General features: G+C 42.1%; 14 protein-coding genes. 4 read left to right on the forward strand and 10 right to left on the reverse strand.

The window, feature by feature from the left end; genetic code table 11:
- Positions 1-20: 20 nt before the first annotated feature.
- The 9 genes from BM095_RS11145 to BM095_RS11185 form a co-directional block, all read right to left on the reverse strand.
- Entirely contained in the window at positions 21-1,421 is a 1,401-nt protein-coding gene (locus tag BM095_RS11145) for an ammonium transporter (RefSeq protein WP_091661654.1), read from the reverse strand.
- Positions 1,422-1,444: 23 nt separating this feature from the next.
- A complete protein-coding gene (locus tag BM095_RS11150) occupies positions 1,445-1,786 on the reverse strand; it encodes a P-II family nitrogen regulator (RefSeq protein ID WP_091661657.1) in 342 nt (113 codons plus the stop codon).
- A 13-nt stretch (positions 1,787-1,799) separates the two neighbouring features.
- Complete coding sequence (glnA, locus tag BM095_RS11155) at positions 1,800-3,137, reverse strand: type I glutamate--ammonia ligase (RefSeq protein WP_091661660.1); 1,338 nt, start codon at positions 3,135-3,137, stop codon at positions 1,800-1,802.
- A 104-nt stretch (positions 3,138-3,241) separates the two neighbouring features.
- Positions 3,242-4,117: a diaminopimelate epimerase gene (gene dapF, locus BM095_RS11160; protein WP_091661663.1), complete on the reverse strand. Its 876-nt coding sequence runs from the start codon at positions 4,115-4,117 to the stop codon at positions 3,242-3,244.
- A gap of 15 nt (positions 4,118-4,132) precedes the next feature.
- Complete coding sequence (locus BM095_RS11165; protein WP_091661665.1) at positions 4,133-5,377, reverse strand: LL-diaminopimelate aminotransferase; 1,245 nt, start codon at positions 5,375-5,377, stop codon at positions 4,133-4,135.
- A gap of 26 nt (positions 5,378-5,403) precedes the next feature.
- Positions 5,404-6,876 (reverse strand): glutamate synthase subunit beta, encoded by a 1,473-nt coding sequence (locus BM095_RS11170; protein ID WP_091661668.1) that lies wholly within the window; start codon positions 6,874-6,876, stop codon positions 5,404-5,406.
- 26 nt (positions 6,877-6,902) lie between these two features.
- Complete coding sequence (gene gltB, locus BM095_RS11175) at positions 6,903-11,390, reverse strand: glutamate synthase large subunit (protein ID WP_091661671.1); 4,488 nt, start codon at positions 11,388-11,390, stop codon at positions 6,903-6,905.
- Between the two features lie 249 nt (positions 11,391-11,639).
- Positions 11,640-12,428 (reverse strand): AraC family transcriptional regulator, encoded by a 789-nt coding sequence (locus BM095_RS11180; RefSeq protein ID WP_091661674.1) that lies wholly within the window; start codon positions 12,426-12,428, stop codon positions 11,640-11,642.
- 51 nt (positions 12,429-12,479) lie between these two features.
- Positions 12,480-13,568, reverse strand: coding sequence for a carbamoyl phosphate synthase small subunit (locus tag BM095_RS11185; RefSeq protein ID WP_091661677.1), 1,089 nt, complete (start codon positions 13,566-13,568; stop codon positions 12,480-12,482).
- A 248-nt stretch (positions 13,569-13,816) separates the two neighbouring features.
- Between BM095_RS11185 and BM095_RS11190 the strand changes: the two genes are divergently transcribed.
- From BM095_RS11190 to BM095_RS11200, 3 genes are all read left to right on the forward strand, one after another.
- A complete protein-coding gene (locus BM095_RS11190; RefSeq protein WP_091661678.1) occupies positions 13,817-14,947 on the forward strand; it encodes a zinc-dependent alcohol dehydrogenase in 1,131 nt (376 codons plus the stop codon).
- Between the two features lie 151 nt (positions 14,948-15,098).
- Positions 15,099-16,673, forward strand: coding sequence for a C69 family dipeptidase (locus tag BM095_RS11195; protein WP_091661681.1), 1,575 nt, complete (start codon positions 15,099-15,101; stop codon positions 16,671-16,673).
- Between the two features lie 285 nt (positions 16,674-16,958).
- Entirely contained in the window at positions 16,959-18,464 is a 1,506-nt protein-coding gene (locus tag BM095_RS11200; RefSeq protein ID WP_091661683.1) for an MDR family MFS transporter, read from the forward strand.
- 40 nt (positions 18,465-18,504) lie between these two features.
- Here the strand turns inward: BM095_RS11200 and aguA are convergent, their stop codons facing one another.
- Positions 18,505-19,602 carry an agmatine deiminase gene (gene aguA, locus BM095_RS11205; protein WP_091661686.1) on the reverse strand — a complete coding sequence of 366 codons (1,098 nt, stop codon included), beginning with the start codon at positions 19,600-19,602 and terminating at the stop codon, positions 18,505-18,507.
- 307 nt (positions 19,603-19,909) lie between these two features.
- Between aguA and BM095_RS11210 the strand changes: the two genes are divergently transcribed.
- A complete protein-coding gene (locus tag BM095_RS11210) occupies positions 19,910-21,013 on the forward strand; it encodes a DUF3048 domain-containing protein (protein ID WP_091661689.1) in 1,104 nt (367 codons plus the stop codon).
- Positions 21,014-21,029: the final 16 nt, after the last annotated feature.

Consider the following 21,029-nt stretch of genomic DNA (forward strand, 5'->3'; position numbering starts at 1 on the left):
ACCTATTTGTAACATTGTCGTTAGGTTTTTGTATAAGAAGCAGGTTCTTTTTTTAAACCGTTACCTTTCTCGAAACTGTTCAACCTATCTGCCAGGCCTAGACCATTTCCTTTTTCTTCGTAATGATCTGAGTCTTGTCCTCCATAGAGACTTTCACTCCACTCATATGCATTCGAACCATGTTCTGCAAAATCGAGTCCGGTTCTTTCTTCTTCACGTGACACACGAATAGGGGCAAACCAGCTCATAACCGCTGTAAATATACCAGTTACAGTAACAGTCCAAATAATAACTGCAAACACACCGACAGCTTGTATACCTAATTGAGAGAATCCCCAACCGTAGAATGCCCCATTTGTAGTAGAGAACAAACCTACTGCCAAGGTTCCCCAAACCCCACATAATCCGTGTACTGTAATAGCACCCACAGGATCATCCACTCTCACCTTTGTCTCTAAGAAACGTACGTCTTCGACGAGAATAATTCCAGATACTAATCCTACAATAATAGAACCACCGAGTGATATTTCTGCCGCACCTGCTGTAATTCCGACCAGCCCGCCAAGAACCCCATTTAATGATAAAGAAGGATCCATTTTTCCAAACCGGATTTTCGTATATAATGCGGCTGCAATAAAAGCTGCAGCTGTTGATAGTAACGTAGTTGAGATAACACTAGGAACAAGTTCAGGATCCGCAGCTAACGTACTGCCCCCATTAAATCCGAACCAACCTAACCAAAGAATAAATACACCTAACGCCCCGAGCGGGATATTATGTCCGGGGATCGCATTCACTTTCTTGCCCGAATATTTACCAATACGAGGTCCAAGCAGCAACACAACAGCAAGGGCTGCACTGGCTCCTGTTAAATGAACGACAGTAGATCCAGCAAAATCAGAAAAACCTATCATAGCAAGCCAGCCATCTGCCCATATCCAATGTCCTACCACTGGATAAATAAACGCTGTTATAGCTATTGTTATTATGATATAGCTGCTAAGTCTCATTCTCTCCGCTACAGCACCGGATATGATCGTAGCACAAGTAGCGGCAAACATAGCTTGAAAAACAAAAAAGTCAATATCTCCTCTTCCCTCAAGAAAGAATGCATTTCCTCCTACAAAGCCTCCAACTGTCTCGCCAAACATAAAGCCAAACCCGATCATAAAGAATAATATAGCAGCGACACTGATCGTCAAAAAGTTTTTCATAATGATGTTCAGAGCATTTTTTGCTCTCGTAAAACCACTTTCTACAAGCGTAAAACCTGTGTGCATGAAAAATACCAGAAACGCCGCAAACATAACCCACACAAGATTAATAGATGATTCTAGTGACTCAACTGTCGGAACAGCTGCTTGGGCTGGTGTAACAAATAAGAATATCAGCAAGAATGCGATAGTACTTTTCATAAGCATATAGTATCCCCACTCCTCTATATTTATAAGATCGCTTCTTTGCCTTTCTCTCCCGTTCGAATCCGGATGGATTCTTCGACTGGTATGATAAATATCTTGCCATCCCCAATTGTGCCGGTATCGCAAGTCTCCATTATTAAAGAAACGACTTCATCTACTTGCTGATCTTCTACTACCAGTTCAATCTTTAGCTTCGGAAGGACTTCGATTTCAAAGGTTGTTCCGCGGAACAACCCTTGCTTTCCTTTTTGTCTTCCGGTACCGGCCGCTTCTGTTACAGTAAGTCCCCCTATACCGATACCATATAAATGATCTCTTAGCTCCTGGAATTTCTCCGGACGAGCAATCACTTCTATTTTTTTCATACAGCCCCCTCCCTTAATACAGAGTGATATATTGTTCCCTTTCCCAAGGGTGAACTTGGGTTCTAAATTGATCCCATTCTATTTGCTTTGCCTCTATGAAATGGTCACTAATGTGTTTCCCTAGAACGTTTGTGAGTACTTCATCACTTGCAAATGCTTCAACAGCTTCTTTCAAATTTTCTGGAAGACTTACTATCCCAATACGCTCTTTTTCTTCTTCTTCCATTTCATAAATGTTTTGATTGACGGGCTCACTTAACGTTAGCTCATTTTTAATTCCATCTAGTCCGGCAGCAAGCATAGCTGCCAAAGCAAGATATGGGTTAGCGGAAGGATCTGGATTTCTCAATTCTATACGTGTACTCAGCCCTCGACTTGCTGGAATACGGACGAGTGGACTGCGATTTTTTGCGGACCAGGCAATATAACTTGGCGCTTCAAAACCTGGTACTAGTCGCTTGTAAGAGTTGACTGTTGGATTTGTGAATGCAGCAAAACTATAAGCATGCTTTAAAATTCCTGCTAAATATTGCTTTGCTGTTTCACTTAACCCTAACTCATCACTTTCATCATAAAACGCATTTTCTTTCCCACGGAAGAGAGACTGGTGACAATGCATGCCAGAGCCGTTCACCCCGTAGAGCGGCTTCGGCATAAAGGTGGCATGAAGCCCATGCTCTCTCGCAATATTTTTAACTACGAGTTTAAATGTTTGGATCTGGTCTGCGGCATCGATAGCGTCAGAATACTTGAAGTCAATCTCATGTTGTCCGGGGGCCACTTCATGGTGGGAGGCTTCAATTTCAAACCCCATTTCCTCTAATGTAAGAACGATATCACGTCTACAATTCTCCCCAAGATCTGTTGGTGCGAGGTCAAAATAACCGCCGCTATCATTCAATTCCATCGTAGGGTGGCCATTTTCATCTGTTTTAAATAAGAAGAACTCGGGCTCCGGCCCTACGTTCATAGCGGTGAAACCTAATTCGTTCGCTTCTTTCAATACTTTTTTCAATACTCCCCGAGGGTCTCCCGGGAATGGGTTACCATCTGGCGCGTAGACATCACAAATTAAACGGGCGATTTTGCTTCCATTTGCATTCCAAGGAAATATGAGCCAAGTATCGAGGTCGGGATATAAATACATATCTGATTCTTCTATGCGTACAAAACCTTCGATAGAAGAGCCATCAAACATCATTTGATTATCAAGTGCCTTCTTTAACTGATTTACCGGTATTTCAACATTTTTAATAATTCCAAATAAGTCTGTGAACTGCAATCGGATAAAACGGACATTTTCATCTTTCGCAATATTCAAAATATCTTCCTTGGTGTAGGATTTTCTCATTTTATTTCCCCCTATTTTTATAATTAAGCTTTGTGATTTCTATATTTCATATATCATCGGGTCATCAGATGTCCTGATGTTAATTACTCACTATTTTAAGTCTTTCACACTATTGATCTTGATAAAGAATCATTTATTTGTATCTCACCATGGCAAATGTACTCGGCTGCACCTGTTTTCCATATATGATTATTTTCATCCCAACGGATTTCTAAATCCCCTCCTGGAAGATGAACTCTCACGGGTTGGTGCTTCTTCAATTTTTTATTTAACGCAGCCGCAACAACTGCCGCGCATGCTCCTGTTCCACAAGCCATTGTTATTCCAGAGCCTCTTTCCCATACACGATAGTGGAGTTCTTCATTGTTTTTAATGTGAACCACTCCTACGTTTACTCGCTCTGGAAACAGCTCCGAGCGCTCAATGATTGGTCCTATTTTTTCTAGAGGCACATCGTCCACGTCGTCCACGAAAATGATAGCATGAGGGTTACCCATCGACACACATGTCATCTGGTATTCCTTCCCGCTAATTGAAAAGGTTTCATTAATAGTGGTTGAAAATGGCTCCCCCTTCATCGGGATCATTCCTTTGATTAATTTTGGTTCTCCCATATCCACTGTTACGGAGTGTGCTACATTTTTTCGATCTGAGCGAATGGATACTTTCACTACACCGCCGAGTGTCTCAATGGAAAAGGATTCAGTTTCCGCAAACATGTGGTCGTATAAATATTTCGCTACACATCGCAGACCGTTGCCGCAATTCTTTCCTTCTGACCCATCTGCGTTAAAAATTCTCATTCGAAAATCCGCTATTTCTGAAGAGCAGATAAGAATCATGCCATCCGAACCTATTCCAAAATTGACATCTGACACAACCTTGGCAAGGGGTTGGAGGTTTTGCTCCTCCAGTGAATTCTCCAAAAGGTTAAAAATAATATAATTGTTTCCCAAACCATGCATTTTGGTAAATAACATGTCATCTCTTCCTCCTTAAAATATAAAATCGGCCCTTTGCAGACGTGATTTTATTTCTTCCATTACTTCTCTTTCTTCTTCTTCACCGTCTGCTTGAAAAGTAACGGAAAATCTTACGTAATGACCTGCATCATCCCAGGGGACACTTGAAATTAAATGTTCACGAATTAAATACTGACCGAAATCTTCTGCACTCGTAAATGTGGGACCACCTTCGACGCCTTTTGGTATTTGTGTGTAAAGAAAGAATGATCCTTTTGGTTTCTCCGCTTTAAATCCACATTCGCGCAGAGCGTCAACAAGTAATTCGTGCCGCCGTGAATATTTTTCAGACGTCGCTTCTGTAATTTCAGGGTGTGCTAACGCGTAGGCTGCTGCTTTTTGGATAGCAATGAATTGACCTGAGTCACTATTATCTTTCACTGTTGCAAAAGCTTTCACAAGTTTTGGATGCCCTGCGATAAATCCAATTCTCCAACCTGTCATATTAAAAGACTTTGATAAAGAGTGAAGCTCTACCCCCACTTCTTTTGCACCAGGGACTGATAAAAAGCTGAGCGGCTTCTCGTTGTCAAACACAAGTGCTGCGTAGGCTGCGTCATGGACAACGATTAAGTTATTTTTCTTTGCAAAGGCTACTACCTTTTCAAAAAACTCTTTTGTCGCTGCTGCTCCTGTAGGGTTGTTTGGATAGTTTAAATAAAGCAGCTTTGCTTTTTTTAACGTTTCTTCATCTAGTTGATCAAGTTGTGGAAGAAATTGATTTTCCTCGAGCAGGGGCATCTGTACGATGTTTCCACCGTAATATTTCGTGTAGGTAGCTAACACTGGGTAACTAGGAGATGGCATTAGTGTAATATCTCCTGGATTGATGAAAGCCGCAGGCAGCATAGTCAATGCGGACTTTGAACCAATCACGTGATTGATTTCTGTTTCTGGATCCAAGCCACTTACCTGAAACACTTCTTCCATATACCGTGATGCTGCTTCATTAAAAGCACTAATTCCATTATCAGAGTAAAAACGATTTTCTGGTTTTGCTGCCTCTTTCGATAATGTGTTTACAACGGTCCTATCCGCCATGGCATCCGGCTCACCAACTCCTAAGTCTATTAAGGCCGTAGTTGGGTTTTCTTGAATCGCTGCTTTTTTTGCTCTTTTTATTTTTTCGAATTTAAAGATCTCCTCTTTGAGACCAAACGTTGAGCCACCGATACGATCGGCAAAAAGTTGTTGTGTATAATCTGTTAATGTTGTCATCAGTATCCCTCCAGTAATCCTAGTTGCTAATTGTTCATCATGTAGTCATGACAGGCTTCTGCAGCTTCTTTCCCCTCTTGGATAGCCCATACGATTAAGCTTTGACCACGACGGGCATCTCCTGCTGCAAACACTCCATCCTGACTGGTTTGGTACGAGCCCTCTTGAACATCTACGTTTGACCGCTCTGTCACGCGAATGTTCATTTGCTCTAACAAATGTTGTTCCGGGCCTTCAAACCCGACTGCTAGAAACACAAGTTGAGCTGGCCAAACTTTATCAGAACCAAGGATCGGTTCTCTTTTTTTCTCACCCTTTTCATTAAATATGGTCTTTACCTCAACACTCCTTACCCCGCTAATATATCCGGTATCATCCCCCAGAAATTCAATGGTAGAAGTGGCATAGGAACGTGGGTCACTACCGAATTTCGACTTTGCTTCCTCTTGCCCATAATCGAGCTTGTGTATCACAGGGAATTGCGGCCAAGGGTTTGCTTGCGTTCGATCTTCAGGGCGTTTCGGGTAAATATCGAATTGAACTAAGCTTTTACATTGATGTCTTAAGGCAGTTGATACACAGTCGGTAGCGGTGTCTCCTCCTCCAATGACAATCACGTCTTTCCCTTCTGCAGATATATAGTTTTCATCCCTGAAGTTGGAATCAAGCATGCTCTTTGTATTCGAGTGCAAGTAATCCATTGCAAAATGAATTCCTTTAAAATGCCGCCCATCGAGTTCTATATTTCTTGCCTTTGTAGCACCTGTACATACAATGACTGCATCAAACTCTGTTTTGAGCTTCTCTACTGGATACTCTTTGCCGACTTCTACATTTGTTTTGAAATGAATTCCGGCCTCCTTTAAAAGATTTACTCGTCGATCAACCACATGCTGCTCTATCTTCATTTTCGGAATACCATAAGTTAACAAACCGCCGAGTCGATCGGAACGTTCGAATACTGTAACGGTATGCCCTTGTTTATTTAGTTCCGAAGCACATGCTAGACCTGCGGGACCAGAACCGATAATAGCAGCTTTTTTTCCTGTTCTCTTCTTTGGTTTTGGCGGAGTCACCCAACCTTCTTCAAATGCTTTATCAATAATGGCCCATTCAATGTTTTTGATCGTAACTGAACTTTCGTATAATGAAGCGACACACCCTCCTTCACACGGAGCCGGACATGCTCTCCCTGTAAATTCTGGGAAAGGATTCGTTTTGCTTAGACGCTCATATGCTTCCTTCCACTTTCCCTGGTATACTAGCTCATTCCATTCAGGAATTAGATTATAAACGGGGCAGCCGGTGGCCATTCCTGCAAGTTCACTGCCGTTTTGACAAAAAGGTACACCGCAGTCCATACAACGTGCTGCCTGTTGTGTTATCTTTTCTTCGGGAGGGAGTACAGATATTTCTCTCCAGTCGTTTAACCGTTCTGATGGGTCTCGGTACGTTGCTGATTGACGATCATATTCCATAAAACCTGTAGCTTTACCCAAACCTTTCACCTCTCTTCTATTTTTGATCAGCCACTATGTTGTAAGTCTTTTGCTTGATGTTCCGATTCCAGAATCCGTTTGTATTCTCGAGGAATCACTCGTATAAATTGTTCCACTTTCCTTGGCCATTCCTCTATCAAGTGCTGAGCCAAAGGACTATCTGTATAGCGCAAATGTTCTTTTATAAGTGAGTACACAGCATCACGTTCATCTTGATCAGTCAACGTCTCTAAGATAACTAGTTCTTGATTGCACTCCTCTTCAAAATATTTGTTCAGTGGTTTATAGATATAAGCAATACCACCTGACATGCCAGCTGCAAAGTTTTTTCCTACTTCTCCTAAAATGACTGCTCGCCCTCCTGTCATGTACTCACAGCCATGGTCACCCGCTCCTTCCACAACAAGATGAGCTCCGCTGTTACGTACCCCAAACCTCTCACCAGCTTTTCCGCGAATAAATGCTTTACCGCTTGTAGCCCCATAAAAGGCTGCATTTCCGACAATGATATTTTCCGAAGCAGGAATGACTGAATGTTGCGGAGGGCGAACGACGATTTTTCCTCCAGACAGTCCTTTACCAACATAATCATTGGCTTCCCCTTCTAACTGAAGCGTGAGTCCTTTCGGTATAAAAGCTCCAAAACTTTGTCCCGCTGAACCTTGGAAGAAGAACTGAAGCATGTCATTCGGAAGTCCATTAGCTCCAAATTGTTTTGATATCTCACTACCTGTCATCGTCCCTACAGAACGGTCTGTGTTTTGTATAGGGAGTATCGCTTGAACAGAACGCTGATTAACCCACGCTTCCCTGCTAATCGGTAAAAGCTTTTTAAAATCAAGGGTCTCCTCAAGTTCATGGTTTTGTGGTGTCGTTGACGTCCTGTCTCCTTCATGTCGTACCAACATAGGAGTCATATCCAGCTTTTGTTGTTTCCAGCTTTCCTGGTTCTTGACTTGTATCAAGTCCGTGCGCCCGATGATTTCATCTAGCTTTCTAACACCTAATTCCGCCATGTATTCACGAATTTCTTCCGCAATAAATGTCATTAAATGGACGATATGATCTGCTGTACCTATCATTTTTTTTCGTAGTTCCGGGTTTTGAGTAGCTATCCCCACTGGGCACGTATCTAAATGGCAAACTCTCATCATTACACAACCTAGCGAAACGAGAGGCAGAGTGGAAAAGCCATATTCCTCTGCTCCTAAAAGAGCTGCAATAACTACGTCACGCCCATTCATTAATTTCCCATCCGTTTCAAGTTTCACTTTATTTCGTAAGCCATTCATCATCAATGTCTGGTGAGCTTCTGCCAGCCCTAATTCCCAAGGCATTCCGGCATGTTTAATACTTGTTTTTGACGCGGCTCCTGTTCCTCCATCATAGCCACTGATTAAAATGACATCTGCCTTCGCTTTTGCTACACCAGCAGCAATCGTTCCTACACCAGCACCAGCTACAAGCTTTACGTTAATAGCTGCACTCGGGTTGGCGTTTTTTAAGTCATATATGAGTTGTTCTAAGTCTTCGATAGAATAAATATCATGGTGCGGCGGTGGAGAAATAAGCTCTATTCCAGGAGTAGAACCCCTCGTTTTCGCAACAGACGGGGAAACCTTGTGTCCTGCCAGCTGTCCGCCTTCCCCCGGTTTTGCCCCTTGCGCCATTTTAATTTGAATCTCATCACTATTGACGAGATAGTGACTGGTCACTCCGAACCTTCCAGAAGCGGCTTGCTTTATTCGACTTAATTTTGAATCACCATTAGGAAGAATTTTAAATCGTTCAGGATCTTCTCCTCCTTCACCTGAATTACTTTTCCCGCCGATACGATTCATGGCTATTGCTAAAGCTTCATGGGCTTCTTTACTAATAGAACCGTAAGACATAGCACCCGTTTTAAAACGTTTAAATATAGATTCTACCGATTCCACTTCTTCTAATGGAATTTTTTGTTTATCACTTTTTATTTGAAACATCCCTCTTAAAGTAGTCTGATTCTCCGTGTCCTTACTGATCATGCTGCTGTACTTTTTATAGAGCTCATAATTTCCAGTCCGGCACGCCTGTTGAAGAGAGTGGATCGTTTCCGGACGGTACAAATGCACCTCTCCATTTCGTCGCCATTGGAGGTCAGAGCCTTCATCTAGTAATGACTCCGAGTTTACCCAAGCTTTGTTGTGCCGTTTTGTTACTTCTTCGGCAATATCTTCGATGTGAAGACCACCAATTTGAGAGGCCGTTCGCGGGAAGTACCTCTCTATCACCTCATTACTTAACCCGACAGCTTCGAAAATTTGTGCTCCAATATAACTTTGTACAGTGGAAATCCCCATTTTTGACATTATTTTTAAGATACCTTTTGTTACAGCTTTTCTATAATTCTCTGCTAAATCTTTCTCTTCATGGCTCTCTTCTAGGTCATGAAATGAATGATAAATCAGGTAGGGGTAGATCGCATTGGCCCCATATCCGAGTAGCGCTGCGTAATGATGAACTTCTCTCGGTTCCCCTGATTCCAATACAATACCTACTCTGCTGCGAAGGCCCGCCCGGATCAGATAATGATGGACAGCCGAAACTGCTAATAATGAAGGAATAGCCATCTTTTCTTGATTTAAGCCTCGATCACTTAAAATAAGAAGGTTACTTCCTTCTTCTACCGCCTTTTGTGCTTTCTCCAATACTTCTTCGAGAGCTGTTTGCATGCCTCCAGGCTGATGCTGAGCCGAAAACAAGAGAGATAGGTTAGAGGTCTTCCACCCCATACTCTGTAAATTTTTTATCTTTTTCATCTCTTCCCTTGTTAACAAAGGAGACTTAAGTCTTATTTTTTTGTAATCTTCAGTATTTGGTCGCAGGAGATTGCCTTCCGGTCCAAGTAATACTTCCATGGAAGTCACATAGGCTTCGCGTATCGCATCAATTGGCGGATTTGTCACTTGGGCAAATCGCTGTTTGAAATAATTAAACAACAGCTGAGGTTGGTCAGACAAAACAGCTAGTGGTGCATCGTATCCCATGGAACCAATTGGATCTTGCCCATCTAGTGCCATCGGCTTAATCAATTTGTTCCACTCTTCGTAGGTATAACCAAATGCCTTTTGTACTGTTAATAGCTCTTTTCGGTTTACCTCTTTATCCTTAGTGTCTCTACTGATAATATCTTCGATAGGCGTTATTATCTTCTTTAACCATTCTTTATAAGGTTGATGATGAATGTATTGTTGTTTAAGCTCTTCATTTAGAAGGAGCTTCTCTTGCTCGAAGTCAACAAGTAACATTTCTCCTGGTTTTAAACGGCCTTTTTGGATAATTTTTTCTTCCGGGATATCGACAACGCCTACCTCAGATGACAGGTACATAAAGTCATCTTCCGTGATGACAAAACGTGCTGGTCTTAATCCATTCCTGTCCGGACATGCCCCCATTTGTTTCCCGTTTGTAAAACCTAATGCCGCTGGTCCATCCCACGGCTCCATGAGACTGCTGTGGTATTCATAAAACGCTCTTTTCTCCTTTGAGAGTAGCTTGTTGTTCTGCCAAGGCTCGGGCACCATCAGCATCATAGCGTGCGGAAGAGACCACCCTGCTTGAACTAAATATTCTAGCGCATTATCGAACATAGCAGAGTCACTGCCCTCTAGATCAATAACTGGATGAAGTGCCTCGTTGTCTTCTAGAAAATTTGATTGAAAAGTTGATTCCCGAGCGAGCATCCAATTTACATTTCCGGTAATCGTATTGATTTCTCCATTGTGCATTAAGAAACGGTTCGGCTGAGCTCTTCTCCAACTTGGAAAGGTATTCGTACTGAACCGATTATGAACCATTGCCATCGCTGACTGGTAATCACCGTTGTTTAGATCATCGTAATAACTACTTAACTGTTTTGGTAACAACAACCCTTTGTATACAATCGTTCTTGAAGAAAAACTGGCAATATAGCACTCCTCGCCATCAATATCTGCTTCCTTTAATCTTTTTTCTATTTTACGGCGCAGGAGATATAGAGCTCTTTCGAATCGATTATTCTCCTTTTTTTCATCTCGAGTAGTAACAAATAGCTGTCGTACAACAGGTTGTGATTTTTTTGCTGTTTCTTCCAATTCTTTATCGTTTATAGGAACAAGTCTCCAGCCAAATAATCCTAAATTTTCTTCTGTAATCACTTGTTCAATGATTTTGATGCATTCCCATTCTTTCTCTTCATTTTGAGGTAAAAAGAACATTCCTACCCCATAGGAACCAAGGGACGGGAGTTGCTTCCCCTTATTTTTCCAAAAGCTTACGAGTAGTTCATGAGGCAAGCCTGTTAGTATTCCCGAGCCATCTCCTAATTTCTCGGAACCATCACGGCCGCCGCGATGATTTAATCTTTCAAGAGCTGTAAGAGCTTGCCGAACAATCGTATGGGATTTCTCCCCTTTTATATGAGCGAGCATTGCAATTCCACAAGCGTCATGTTCCCATTGAGGATCATATAAACCTTGCTTTTTCATGTGAGGCATTGTTATCCTCCTTTGTTCTTTGCTTCGTTTTTGATGTTAATTAAATAATAGCACCTGCGAAAAAAAAAATATTTAAACAATTTGCTATAATGTTTGCACTTTTTTACACTTATGTTTTCTATAAGCAAACAAAAAACCGCCAAGACCATTGAGGCTAGGCGGTTATAAGGAAAGCGTTCTTGCAAACTCAAAAAAACACTTGCATCGTTTTACATTTTTGGTTTTGAAAAGGCTTCCATGACTAACTGATCACCTAATTTCAGAAGGCGCTTTTCCAGTGTAATTTTTAAATTGACGGCTAAAGAAATGAAGATTACTATACCCGAGGGCACGGGCCACTTCTGTCACCGTCATCCCTGTATAGTGGAGAAGATGTTCCGCTCTTTTTATGCGGACTTCTACAATATAAGAGCGGACAGTCTGCCCAATAATCTCTTTAAACTTTCGTGAAAAGTAACGGGGTGAAAAATTAGCGCGAGCGGCTAAGCTCTCTACCGAGTGGTCTTCTCCGGGATGCTGTTGGACATAATTTGCAATTTCTTGAATGGCTGCCAAAAGTGTGTTTTTTGTTTGGTCGACGTGTTCTTCTTCTTGTTGTTCCTCTCTCAAAAGCTGAATCATTAACTGTTTCAGGATAAGCTTCCCTTCTGTTTCAGAACCAAATGTCTTTATTAGAAAGAGACGTACATAACGAGTTAAAAGAGATTCAAAGGTAATAGTGTCTTGTAGAACGCGATAGGGCCCCGGGATCATCCGGGGCACTTTCTCTATATCAAAGTGGATGTAAGTTAGTATGAGCGGATTTTGAGGATTATGAGTAGCAGTTGTCCAATCTCCTGGACGAAACAGAAAGCAACTTCCCCTTTTCAGATTATAATTTTGGTCGTTTAATATTAAATTCCCTTCCCCATTCCAAACATAAAACAAATCATAGTTAGGAATAGGCTTATCTCTACGTTTCCATTGCCAATTTGGTTCACAATTAATCGTCGCAAATGATGGTTTTAAGATAAATTGTTCGGGATTTAGATCCAGCATACCGCTCCCCTCTCTCCTACATGGCGTTGGCAACAAACCAATGTATCGGTATTATATCTTTACAACTTCATTCTCCTTTGCAGAGCTGACTTGCTTGATAAAATCATCAAAAACGTAAGCTGTATCACTAGGCCCTGGATGTGCTTCCGGATGGAATTGAACAGATTGTAACGGAAGACTTATATGCCTCATGCCTTCTACCGTTTTATCATTCACATTACGAAATAATACTTCAAACTCATTCGAATCCACACTGTTTTCTATTACAACATATCCATGATTTTGTGACGTAATCCATACTTTTCCTGTCGTTGTATCGATGACCGGATGATTGCTTCCCCGATGTCCAAATGGCATTTTTTCCGTACTCGCTCCGTATGCTAGTGCAATAACCTGGTGGCCTAAGCATATTCCGAGAGATGGATAAGACTGGGTTAGTTTTTTTATTGTTGTAAAGTAAGGCTTCATTTCCATAGGATCTCCGGGGCCGTTACTGAATAATACACCATCCGGATAAAGATCCTGTATTGTATCATACGATGTGTTATATGGCACTACTGTTACTTTACAATCATTCTCTAATAATGCTGTTAGGATAGATTTTTTATAGCCAAAATCTACAAGGACGACATGGTGATTTCCGCTTCCATATGTCATCATTTCCTGGACAGTCACACTATCGACTAATGCTGCATTCTCTTTTACTCCCCAGTCCTCATCGTCCTTCACGTTGCGTTCATTAAAAACGATTTTTCCTCGTACGGTCTGGTGCTTTCTAACAGCAGCCACCACTGCTCGTGTATCTATATTTTTTAAACCAGGGATATTGGCTTTCATTAATTTCTCTGTCATCGTAGAGTGGGATTGATAATGGTTCGGTGTTTCCGTCACTTCCCCTGCCAATATTGCAGAAGCAGAAACTTGAAAGCTTTCATCATCGGTTTCATTCAAGCCGTAATTCCCGATGAGAGGGTAAGAAAACGTAAGAATTTGTCCGGCATAGGATGGATCTGTCATCATTTCCTGATAGCCTGTCATGCCTGTGTTAAATACAACTTCTCCCGCTATCTCATATTCTGCTCCTATCCACTCTCCTTCAAATACTTCCCCAGTCTCTAAAACAAGGTATCCTGTCGTCATAGGAAGCCCCTTTCTTGTTGCAACGTTTATTATATAACACGCTATCAACGAATCCTTCTTTTTTTCTGTTTTTCTATTATAGATCGGGATGACCAGCACCGCAAGAATAAAAATGAACATTTCTTTATATTTATGCATTCATTATAAAAATTCAGCCAAAAAGTGCAAGGATGGTGAGAAGAACGTGTTTCGTTTGTTCCATGGAACGGAAATAGGAAGGTGATGCCTTATTAAAAGGAGGAAACCTCATGAGAGCGGTAACCAATCAAGGCAAAGAAAAAGTAGAAGTAAAAAACGTGGAAGCGCCCCGCATTCAGCATGAAAATGATATGATTGTCCGTATCACTTCCACTGCTATTTGTGGTTCTGATCTTCACTTGTATCACAGCTCCATTCCCTTAAGCAAAGACTATGTCATCGGTCACGAGCCAATGGGAATTGTAGAGGAAGTAGGTCCTGGCGTACAAAACCGGAAAAAAGGCGATCGCGTCGTCATTCCTTTTAATGTTAGCTGTGGAGAGTGTCACTTTTGTAAAAACCACATGGAGAGCCAGTGTGATCACTCCAATCCTCATAAAGACGCCGGTGCCTATTTTGGTTACTCCGAAATGTTTGGTAACTACCCTGGCGGTCAAGCTGAATATTTACGTGTACCGTATGCTGACTTTTCTTCCTTTGTTATCCCTGAAGACAGCGAATTAGAGGATGAAAGCGTCTTGTTCTTATCGGATGTTGTTCCTACTGCTTACTGGAGTGTGGAAAATAGTGGTGTGAAACCAAATGACACAGTGATTGTTCTCGGATCTGGCCCCGTCGGTTTAATGACACAAAAATTTGCCTGGTTAAAGGGTGCAAAACGAGTGATCGCTGTTGACCATGAAGCTTACCGTTTAGAGCATGCAAAACGTACTAACAATGTTGAAATCTTTAACTATAAAGAGTTTAAAGACATGTCTGGTCATTTACATGAAATCACAAAAGGCGGAGCGGAAGTCGTCATTGACTGTGTAGGGATGGATGGTGACACTGGCTTAAAAGACAAAATAAAAACACTTTCAGGACAAGTCGGAACTATTGATCCCATTATTATGGCAGCTCATTCTGTGAAAAAATTTGGAACCATCCAATTAACCGGTGTATATGGGGCACCGGCCACCGCCTATCCTTTGCATTCCATTTTCAGTCGAAATGTCACAGTAAAAGCAGGACAAGCTCCTGTTATCCATTACATGCCAGAGCTTTTTCATATGGTTCAAAAGGGTGAGTTTGACCCAACGGACATCATTACCCATAAATTTGATTTAGACAACGCCGAACAAGCTTACAATATTTTCGATGAACATGAAGATGGCTGTATTAAAGTCGTACTGAAACCATAACAACTGTCGCTGCCGCGCCTCCACTCATACGGTGCGGCTTTTTTCTTCCTTCATCTGAAATGTCTCCTCCCAGACGATGAATTATGAGATACATAAAAGAATGTCTCTGGGCATAGGGTGAACTGACATAGTCTTGGGAGGAGTGTTTCGTATGAGTATTGGGTTTTATGTGGGACATCAATTAACAAAAGATGGCTCAACATTATTAGGTGGGTTTGGTCATGAGCCTTCCAGTCACTGGATCGATATTGTCCCGAGGCAGCGTCATCCTGCAGGGTCCACAATGAAAGTCGGAGTTACGGAAAATGCAAACATTCCCGGCAGACTTATCGATATTCCACAAGCTCCCTATACGAACAAGTATATCAGTTCCACATATTCTGAATTTGAAGGGTTTCCTCCCCCTCTCACAAATGGGGGCTTAAATGAACATGGTGTGGCTGGACGTGATATTTGGTCACCTTCCCGTCCAGAGTTAGTCGACATGACTCCGACGCCGCAACAAGGACCAAATTATAGTGATCTCGCGCGTATCGCCATGGAACGAGCGAAGACAGCCCGGGAAGCCGTTGAAATCATAGGGGATCTTATTAACACCTATGGGTACTCCACATATGGTGGAAATTCTCACCTTTTTGCTGATAAAGATGAAGGATGGGTTGTTATTGAATACGCTGGCGGGCAGGGATTATGGGCAGCAGAACGTTTGGGTCCAGACGAAGTTCGTGTGTCTTACCCTGGTTATATTCATAACTTCCCTGTTGATTTTAAAAACAATGAGAATTATATGGGTTCAGATAATATTGTTGAGTTTGCAAGAAGACAGGGATGGTGGAATCCAGCAACGGATCATCCTGATTATTTAAACTTGCAAGACGTGTATGGAGAGCCTTTTCCAGGAGAAGGGGTGAGTAAAAGAGAGGATCACTTTACAGCGATGCGTATACCTACCGAAAGAGAAGCAGAATTAATGTCACTTGTTCCAGTTGGGCTTGAAGATATGCTTGCTCTTGTCCGGGATCCGCGCTGGTCTAATGACCGAGCTGGCTATGGTCAAGTGGCTCACATCCGTCCTAACGTACCGAATGAACTACAAACGTTGTGGCTTGCTGTTACAGGTGCAGTCACTACCCCTTATGTACCGATACCGATAGCAACCAATCCCTATGCGGTACCACCCGAATTTTTGCAACATCGATATATGACTAAGTATTCGGATTCCGCTTTTTTAAGTGCCAACTATGCCCCTCAAGAAGCAACAAGATACGCGGTGAGAGAATTTAAACGCCTTATGTATTTCACTAGTGAGCATCCGGAATACTTTTTAAATTACGTAACAGGAGCGATCGAGTGCTTTGAGCAAAGATTGATCTCGGAAAGAAAAGGATTGGAAGAAAATTATGTACGGCTCCTTCAGAATCACCAATATGATGAAGCAACACAATTAATTTCCGCGAATGTTCACCAACGTCTTCTTGAAAGCTTATGGCTGGGAATTGAACTAACAAATACAGTGGAGACTGAAACAAGACGATTATTTGGCATCCGAATGCCTAAAGATACTAGAAACCCTGGAGAGACTACACCACCGTGGAGCCAAGAGATGACAGCAGAGACGATAGATGAGCTGGTTACTTGCTATGATCCCCGATTAGATATTTATCCTCGCCCGTTTGGTATCTACCATCAATGCTGCAACCAGGGGACGTACGGAAAGAAAGGTTAAGAGGTGATAGGACCATGCAGGAAAAGTCTTGCCAGTTTAGTGCCCCTTGTTACTGGCAAGACTCTTTAAGTTTATCTTCTTGGTAGAAATGTTACTAAATGGATGGCTATCACTCCTAAGAGACCCTTTTAAGAGGGAATACAACAAAATCCTAACACATCCCACACATTCTAGCTTTTTGAAAATTGACATAAACAAGGCATCATGATAATGCTTGTATTACATGATGAAAAAAATTCATCTGAATAGATGAGAATCTACGAACATAGTAAAAGAGGAGATAGTATGGGACAAGCTATGAGGAGGAAACCTGCGACACACCGGCCAATTGTACTTACCTCTATTGTTATTGGAATGTTTATGGCAGCGATTGAAGCAACCATCGTGGCAACCGCTATGCCAAATATAGTGGCAGACCTTGGGGGATTTTCATTATACAGTTGGGTTTTTTCTATTTTTCTATTAATGCAAGCGATCACAGTTCCGATTTACGGTAAGTTAGCTGACTTATACGGAAGAAAACCAGTGTACGTGACCGGAGTTATCATTTTTTTGATTGCCTCCATTCTTTGTGGAATAGCGAATTCTATGCCATTCCTTATCCTGTTCCGCTTTTTGCAAGGAATTGGAGCTGGAGCAGTTCAACCGATCGCCATGACGATTGTTGGAGACATCTATACGATAGAAGAACGGTCTAAAATCCAAGGATATCTTGCAAGCGTTTGGGGTATTTCCGCCATCATCGGCCCTACACTTGGCGGTTTTTTTGTCGAGTTTTTACATTGGAAATGGATTTTCTGGATTAATATACCGTTCGGCGTTCTCTCACTAGCTGGTATTATTTTCTTTTTAGATGAACGAATAGAAACAAAGAAGCGATCCATCGATTACTTAGGAGCTGCCTTCCTTTTCATCTCTGTCACTGGGTTAATGATCGCTTTTATCCAGGGAGGGGTCGCCTGGAGCTGGCTCTCCACGGAAAGTCTTCTCTTTTTATCTCTTTTTCTCGGTGGATTCCTTTTATTCCTTATTCAAGAAAACCGGGCAACAGAGCCCATTATGCCTCTCTGGATCTGGAAAAATCAGATCATATCCATTGCGAATGCTGCATCGCTCACAACCGGCATGATTATGATTGGAATCATTAGTTTTATCCCTACCTATGTGCAAGGAGCAATGGAACACTCCGCTATCGTTGGTGGATTTACATTAGCGGTTATGTCCATTGGCTGGCCAATATGTTCAACCATTGCAGGAAAAATTCTCCTTACTATTGGATTTAGGAAGACGGCTCTCATTGGCGGAGTATGTCTAATCATTGGTTCTATCCTTCTTTTGATCTCCCAACCGGAGTACGGACCAGTACTGGTAGGCTTTGGTTCATTTTTCATCGGAGCCGGGATGGGGTTTACTACAACTACCTATATCGTCTCTATCCAAAGCAACGTGGCATGGAATGTCCGAGGAGTTGCTACTGCGTCCAATATGTTCATGCGTATTCTGGGTAATACGATGGGAGTCTCTATCATGGGTGCCCTATTAAACATGCGTCTACTAGTCTATCTTGAGGAGCATGCTCCATCGGGAAGTTCATTCGGCCTCGGGATCGCCGATACTCTTCTTGATCCTATACAACGGGACCAGCTTCCTAACGAACTGGCAGGCATCCTTCAAGAGGGACTAGCCATTTCTATCCAGAGTATATTTTGGTTTCTTGCTATTCTTGCTTGTATTACTTTCATTTTAAACATGTTTCTCCCCCCCAAGACTACAAGAACAGGAGACGATTAGATGGAATACCAGAAAGAGGAAGGGATCACCACTTAATGTTTTATGGCATCGGCTGCTGCTGAGTAATGCAATGAATATTGCCGCCACCGAGTGAGATCTCACGTGTTTTCACACTTACAATTTTCCGGTCAGGATACATGTGCTGAAATAGTGTCATTGCCTCTTTGTCCTTAGGGTCATCAAATGAGGGCAGCACCACCGCCCCATTGCAAAGATAACAGTTGATATACGTAGCTATAAATGATGTATCCGCCTCCCTGTTAAAGGCAGCTGCTGCAAAATCTATGTCCCGGCTTTCTTCTTTACTAATAGTAACTTGAGCAGGCATCGGAACTTTATAGATTTTTAGTTTTCTCCCCTTGGCGTCTACTTCCTTCTCCAACTGTTTATAGGCGCTTTGCAAAACATTGTAATGTGGATGATCCGGGTCGTCTGTCCAGCCAATGGCTACTTCTCCAGGGCGGACAAAAAATACAACTTCATCCACGTGTCCATCCGTCTCATCTCCAACGAGCCCGTCTTTTAACCAGATAATTTTATCGATATTTAAATAATCTTTTAACTTTCTTTCTGTCTCTTCCTTTGATAGGTGCGGATTTCGATTAGGATTTAAGACACATTGTTCTGTGGTGATGAGCGTCCCTTCTCCGTCTACTGTTATCGCCCCGCCTTCAAGCGTGAAGTCTCTAGCGTTATAATGATCCAGCTGCTCTATTTCTACCACTTTCTGTTTCACAAGCTGATCTTGATCCCATGGAAAATAGAGTCCTTCATCGATACCCCCCCATGCGTTAAACCTCCAATCGATACCACGAACTTCTCCTTTATCATTTTTTACAAATGTCGGCCCGATATCACGCATCCACGCATCATTTGATGATAACTCCACCACGCGGACGTTATCGGCCAGCATAGCACGAGCATTTTCAAATTGTTCTGTACCAACCCCTACCGTAACAGGTTCAAATTGGGCAATCACATTTGCCACGTCGGCGTACGCTCGTTGCGCTGGCTTCGCCCCTGACCTCCATGTATCGGTTCGTACCGGCCACAGCATCCATGTTCCTTTGTGAGGTTCAAATTCTCCAGGCATTCGAAACTGGTCTGATTTTGGGGTGCTGTTTTTTAAACAAGTCATCCTTATCTCCTCCTCGCCTTCCATTACACAGTTAATTGTGCCTCTCACTACATGCGACAATATAAGTCTTCACGAAAGAACCGTCACAAGGTTTGACAAATTCATAACTTAACTATATACTCCATCGTCGTTAGAGCTTCTCTACTACCCCCATTGCGTTTCTGGTGTTTCGCAAGTACTTCTTTTATTCATACATATAATAATAGTATTGCATCGGATTGGAAATTTGTCATGAATTCTCATCATGTTAGCTATATTTATAGTATCGGATACACTTTTCTGACCATGTAAGAGAAGGAGATTTTTTATGTTGAAAAAAACCGCTATATTTTTCACCCTCATATTTACGTTAATGGCTTGCTCTAGTGGAGAAGATGTTCCAGATCGTACAAGCACTCTGGACGAAACGACACCTGTAAAAGACACACCCGACATAGTGAAAGCAGAGCCTGAGCCCCTCGAGGACGAGCTGTCTAAAAAAGAACAGCAGTCAGAACAAGAGCATAAAGACGATGAAGAAAAGGAGGTTGCTCCTAAGAAGTCAGAGCACACTCTTATTTCGCCATCTACAGGTTTAAAGATTGAAGAAGGGTCGTATCCTCACTTTGCCGCTGTTATTGAAAATTCTATCCAGGCGAGACCGCAAAGTGGGTTATCCCAAGCTGATCTTGTGTTTGAGATGAAAACCGAAGGAGATATCAGCCGCTATATTGCATTTTTTCATGATGACATTCCAGAACGAGTAGGACCTGTAAGAAGTGCCCGCCATTACTTTTTACCATTGGCAAACATGCTTCACACTTCTTTTATTCACTACGGCGGCAGCCCCCAGGCTTATGAACGTCTCGCCACAACAGCCACTTCTCATATTGATGGGATGACAAACGATAACGTTTTCTCACGGGACAGAAACCGGCAGGCACCTCATAACGCCTATCTTTACCCAGAACGTTTGTCTTTAGGATCGCAAGAGAAATTTCAGCCGTATTGGCAATATAGCACCGACAAACCATCTACGAATATGGAAGCAAAAGATATTTCGTTTTCCTATAATGATTTCACTGCTGTTCAATACAAATGGGATGAGGAGAAAGAAAGATATATTCGCTACCAAGAAGGAACTCCCCAACAAGATAGGGAAACGAACCGCTACATTTATGCAGATAATATCATTTTTCTGGAAGCAGAGCATACTTCGATACCAGGAGATACATCGAATCGTATTGACATACGTCTTTCTGGGGAAGGGAAAGCAACTATTCTTTCTCAAGGAACATTACTAGAAGGTGCTTGGAAGAATGAGAATGGAAAGTTATTAATCATAGATGAATATAATAAGACCGTACAGTTAACCCCGGGGAAAACATGGGTTCAAATCATTGAGCCTGGAACCCCTATCACTGTACACTAATTTAAAATAAGATGGG

This window comes from Alteribacillus iranensis (genome assembly GCF_900113025.1).
Lineage (GTDB): Bacteria > Bacillota > Bacilli > Bacillales > Marinococcaceae > Alteribacillus_A > Alteribacillus_A iranensis.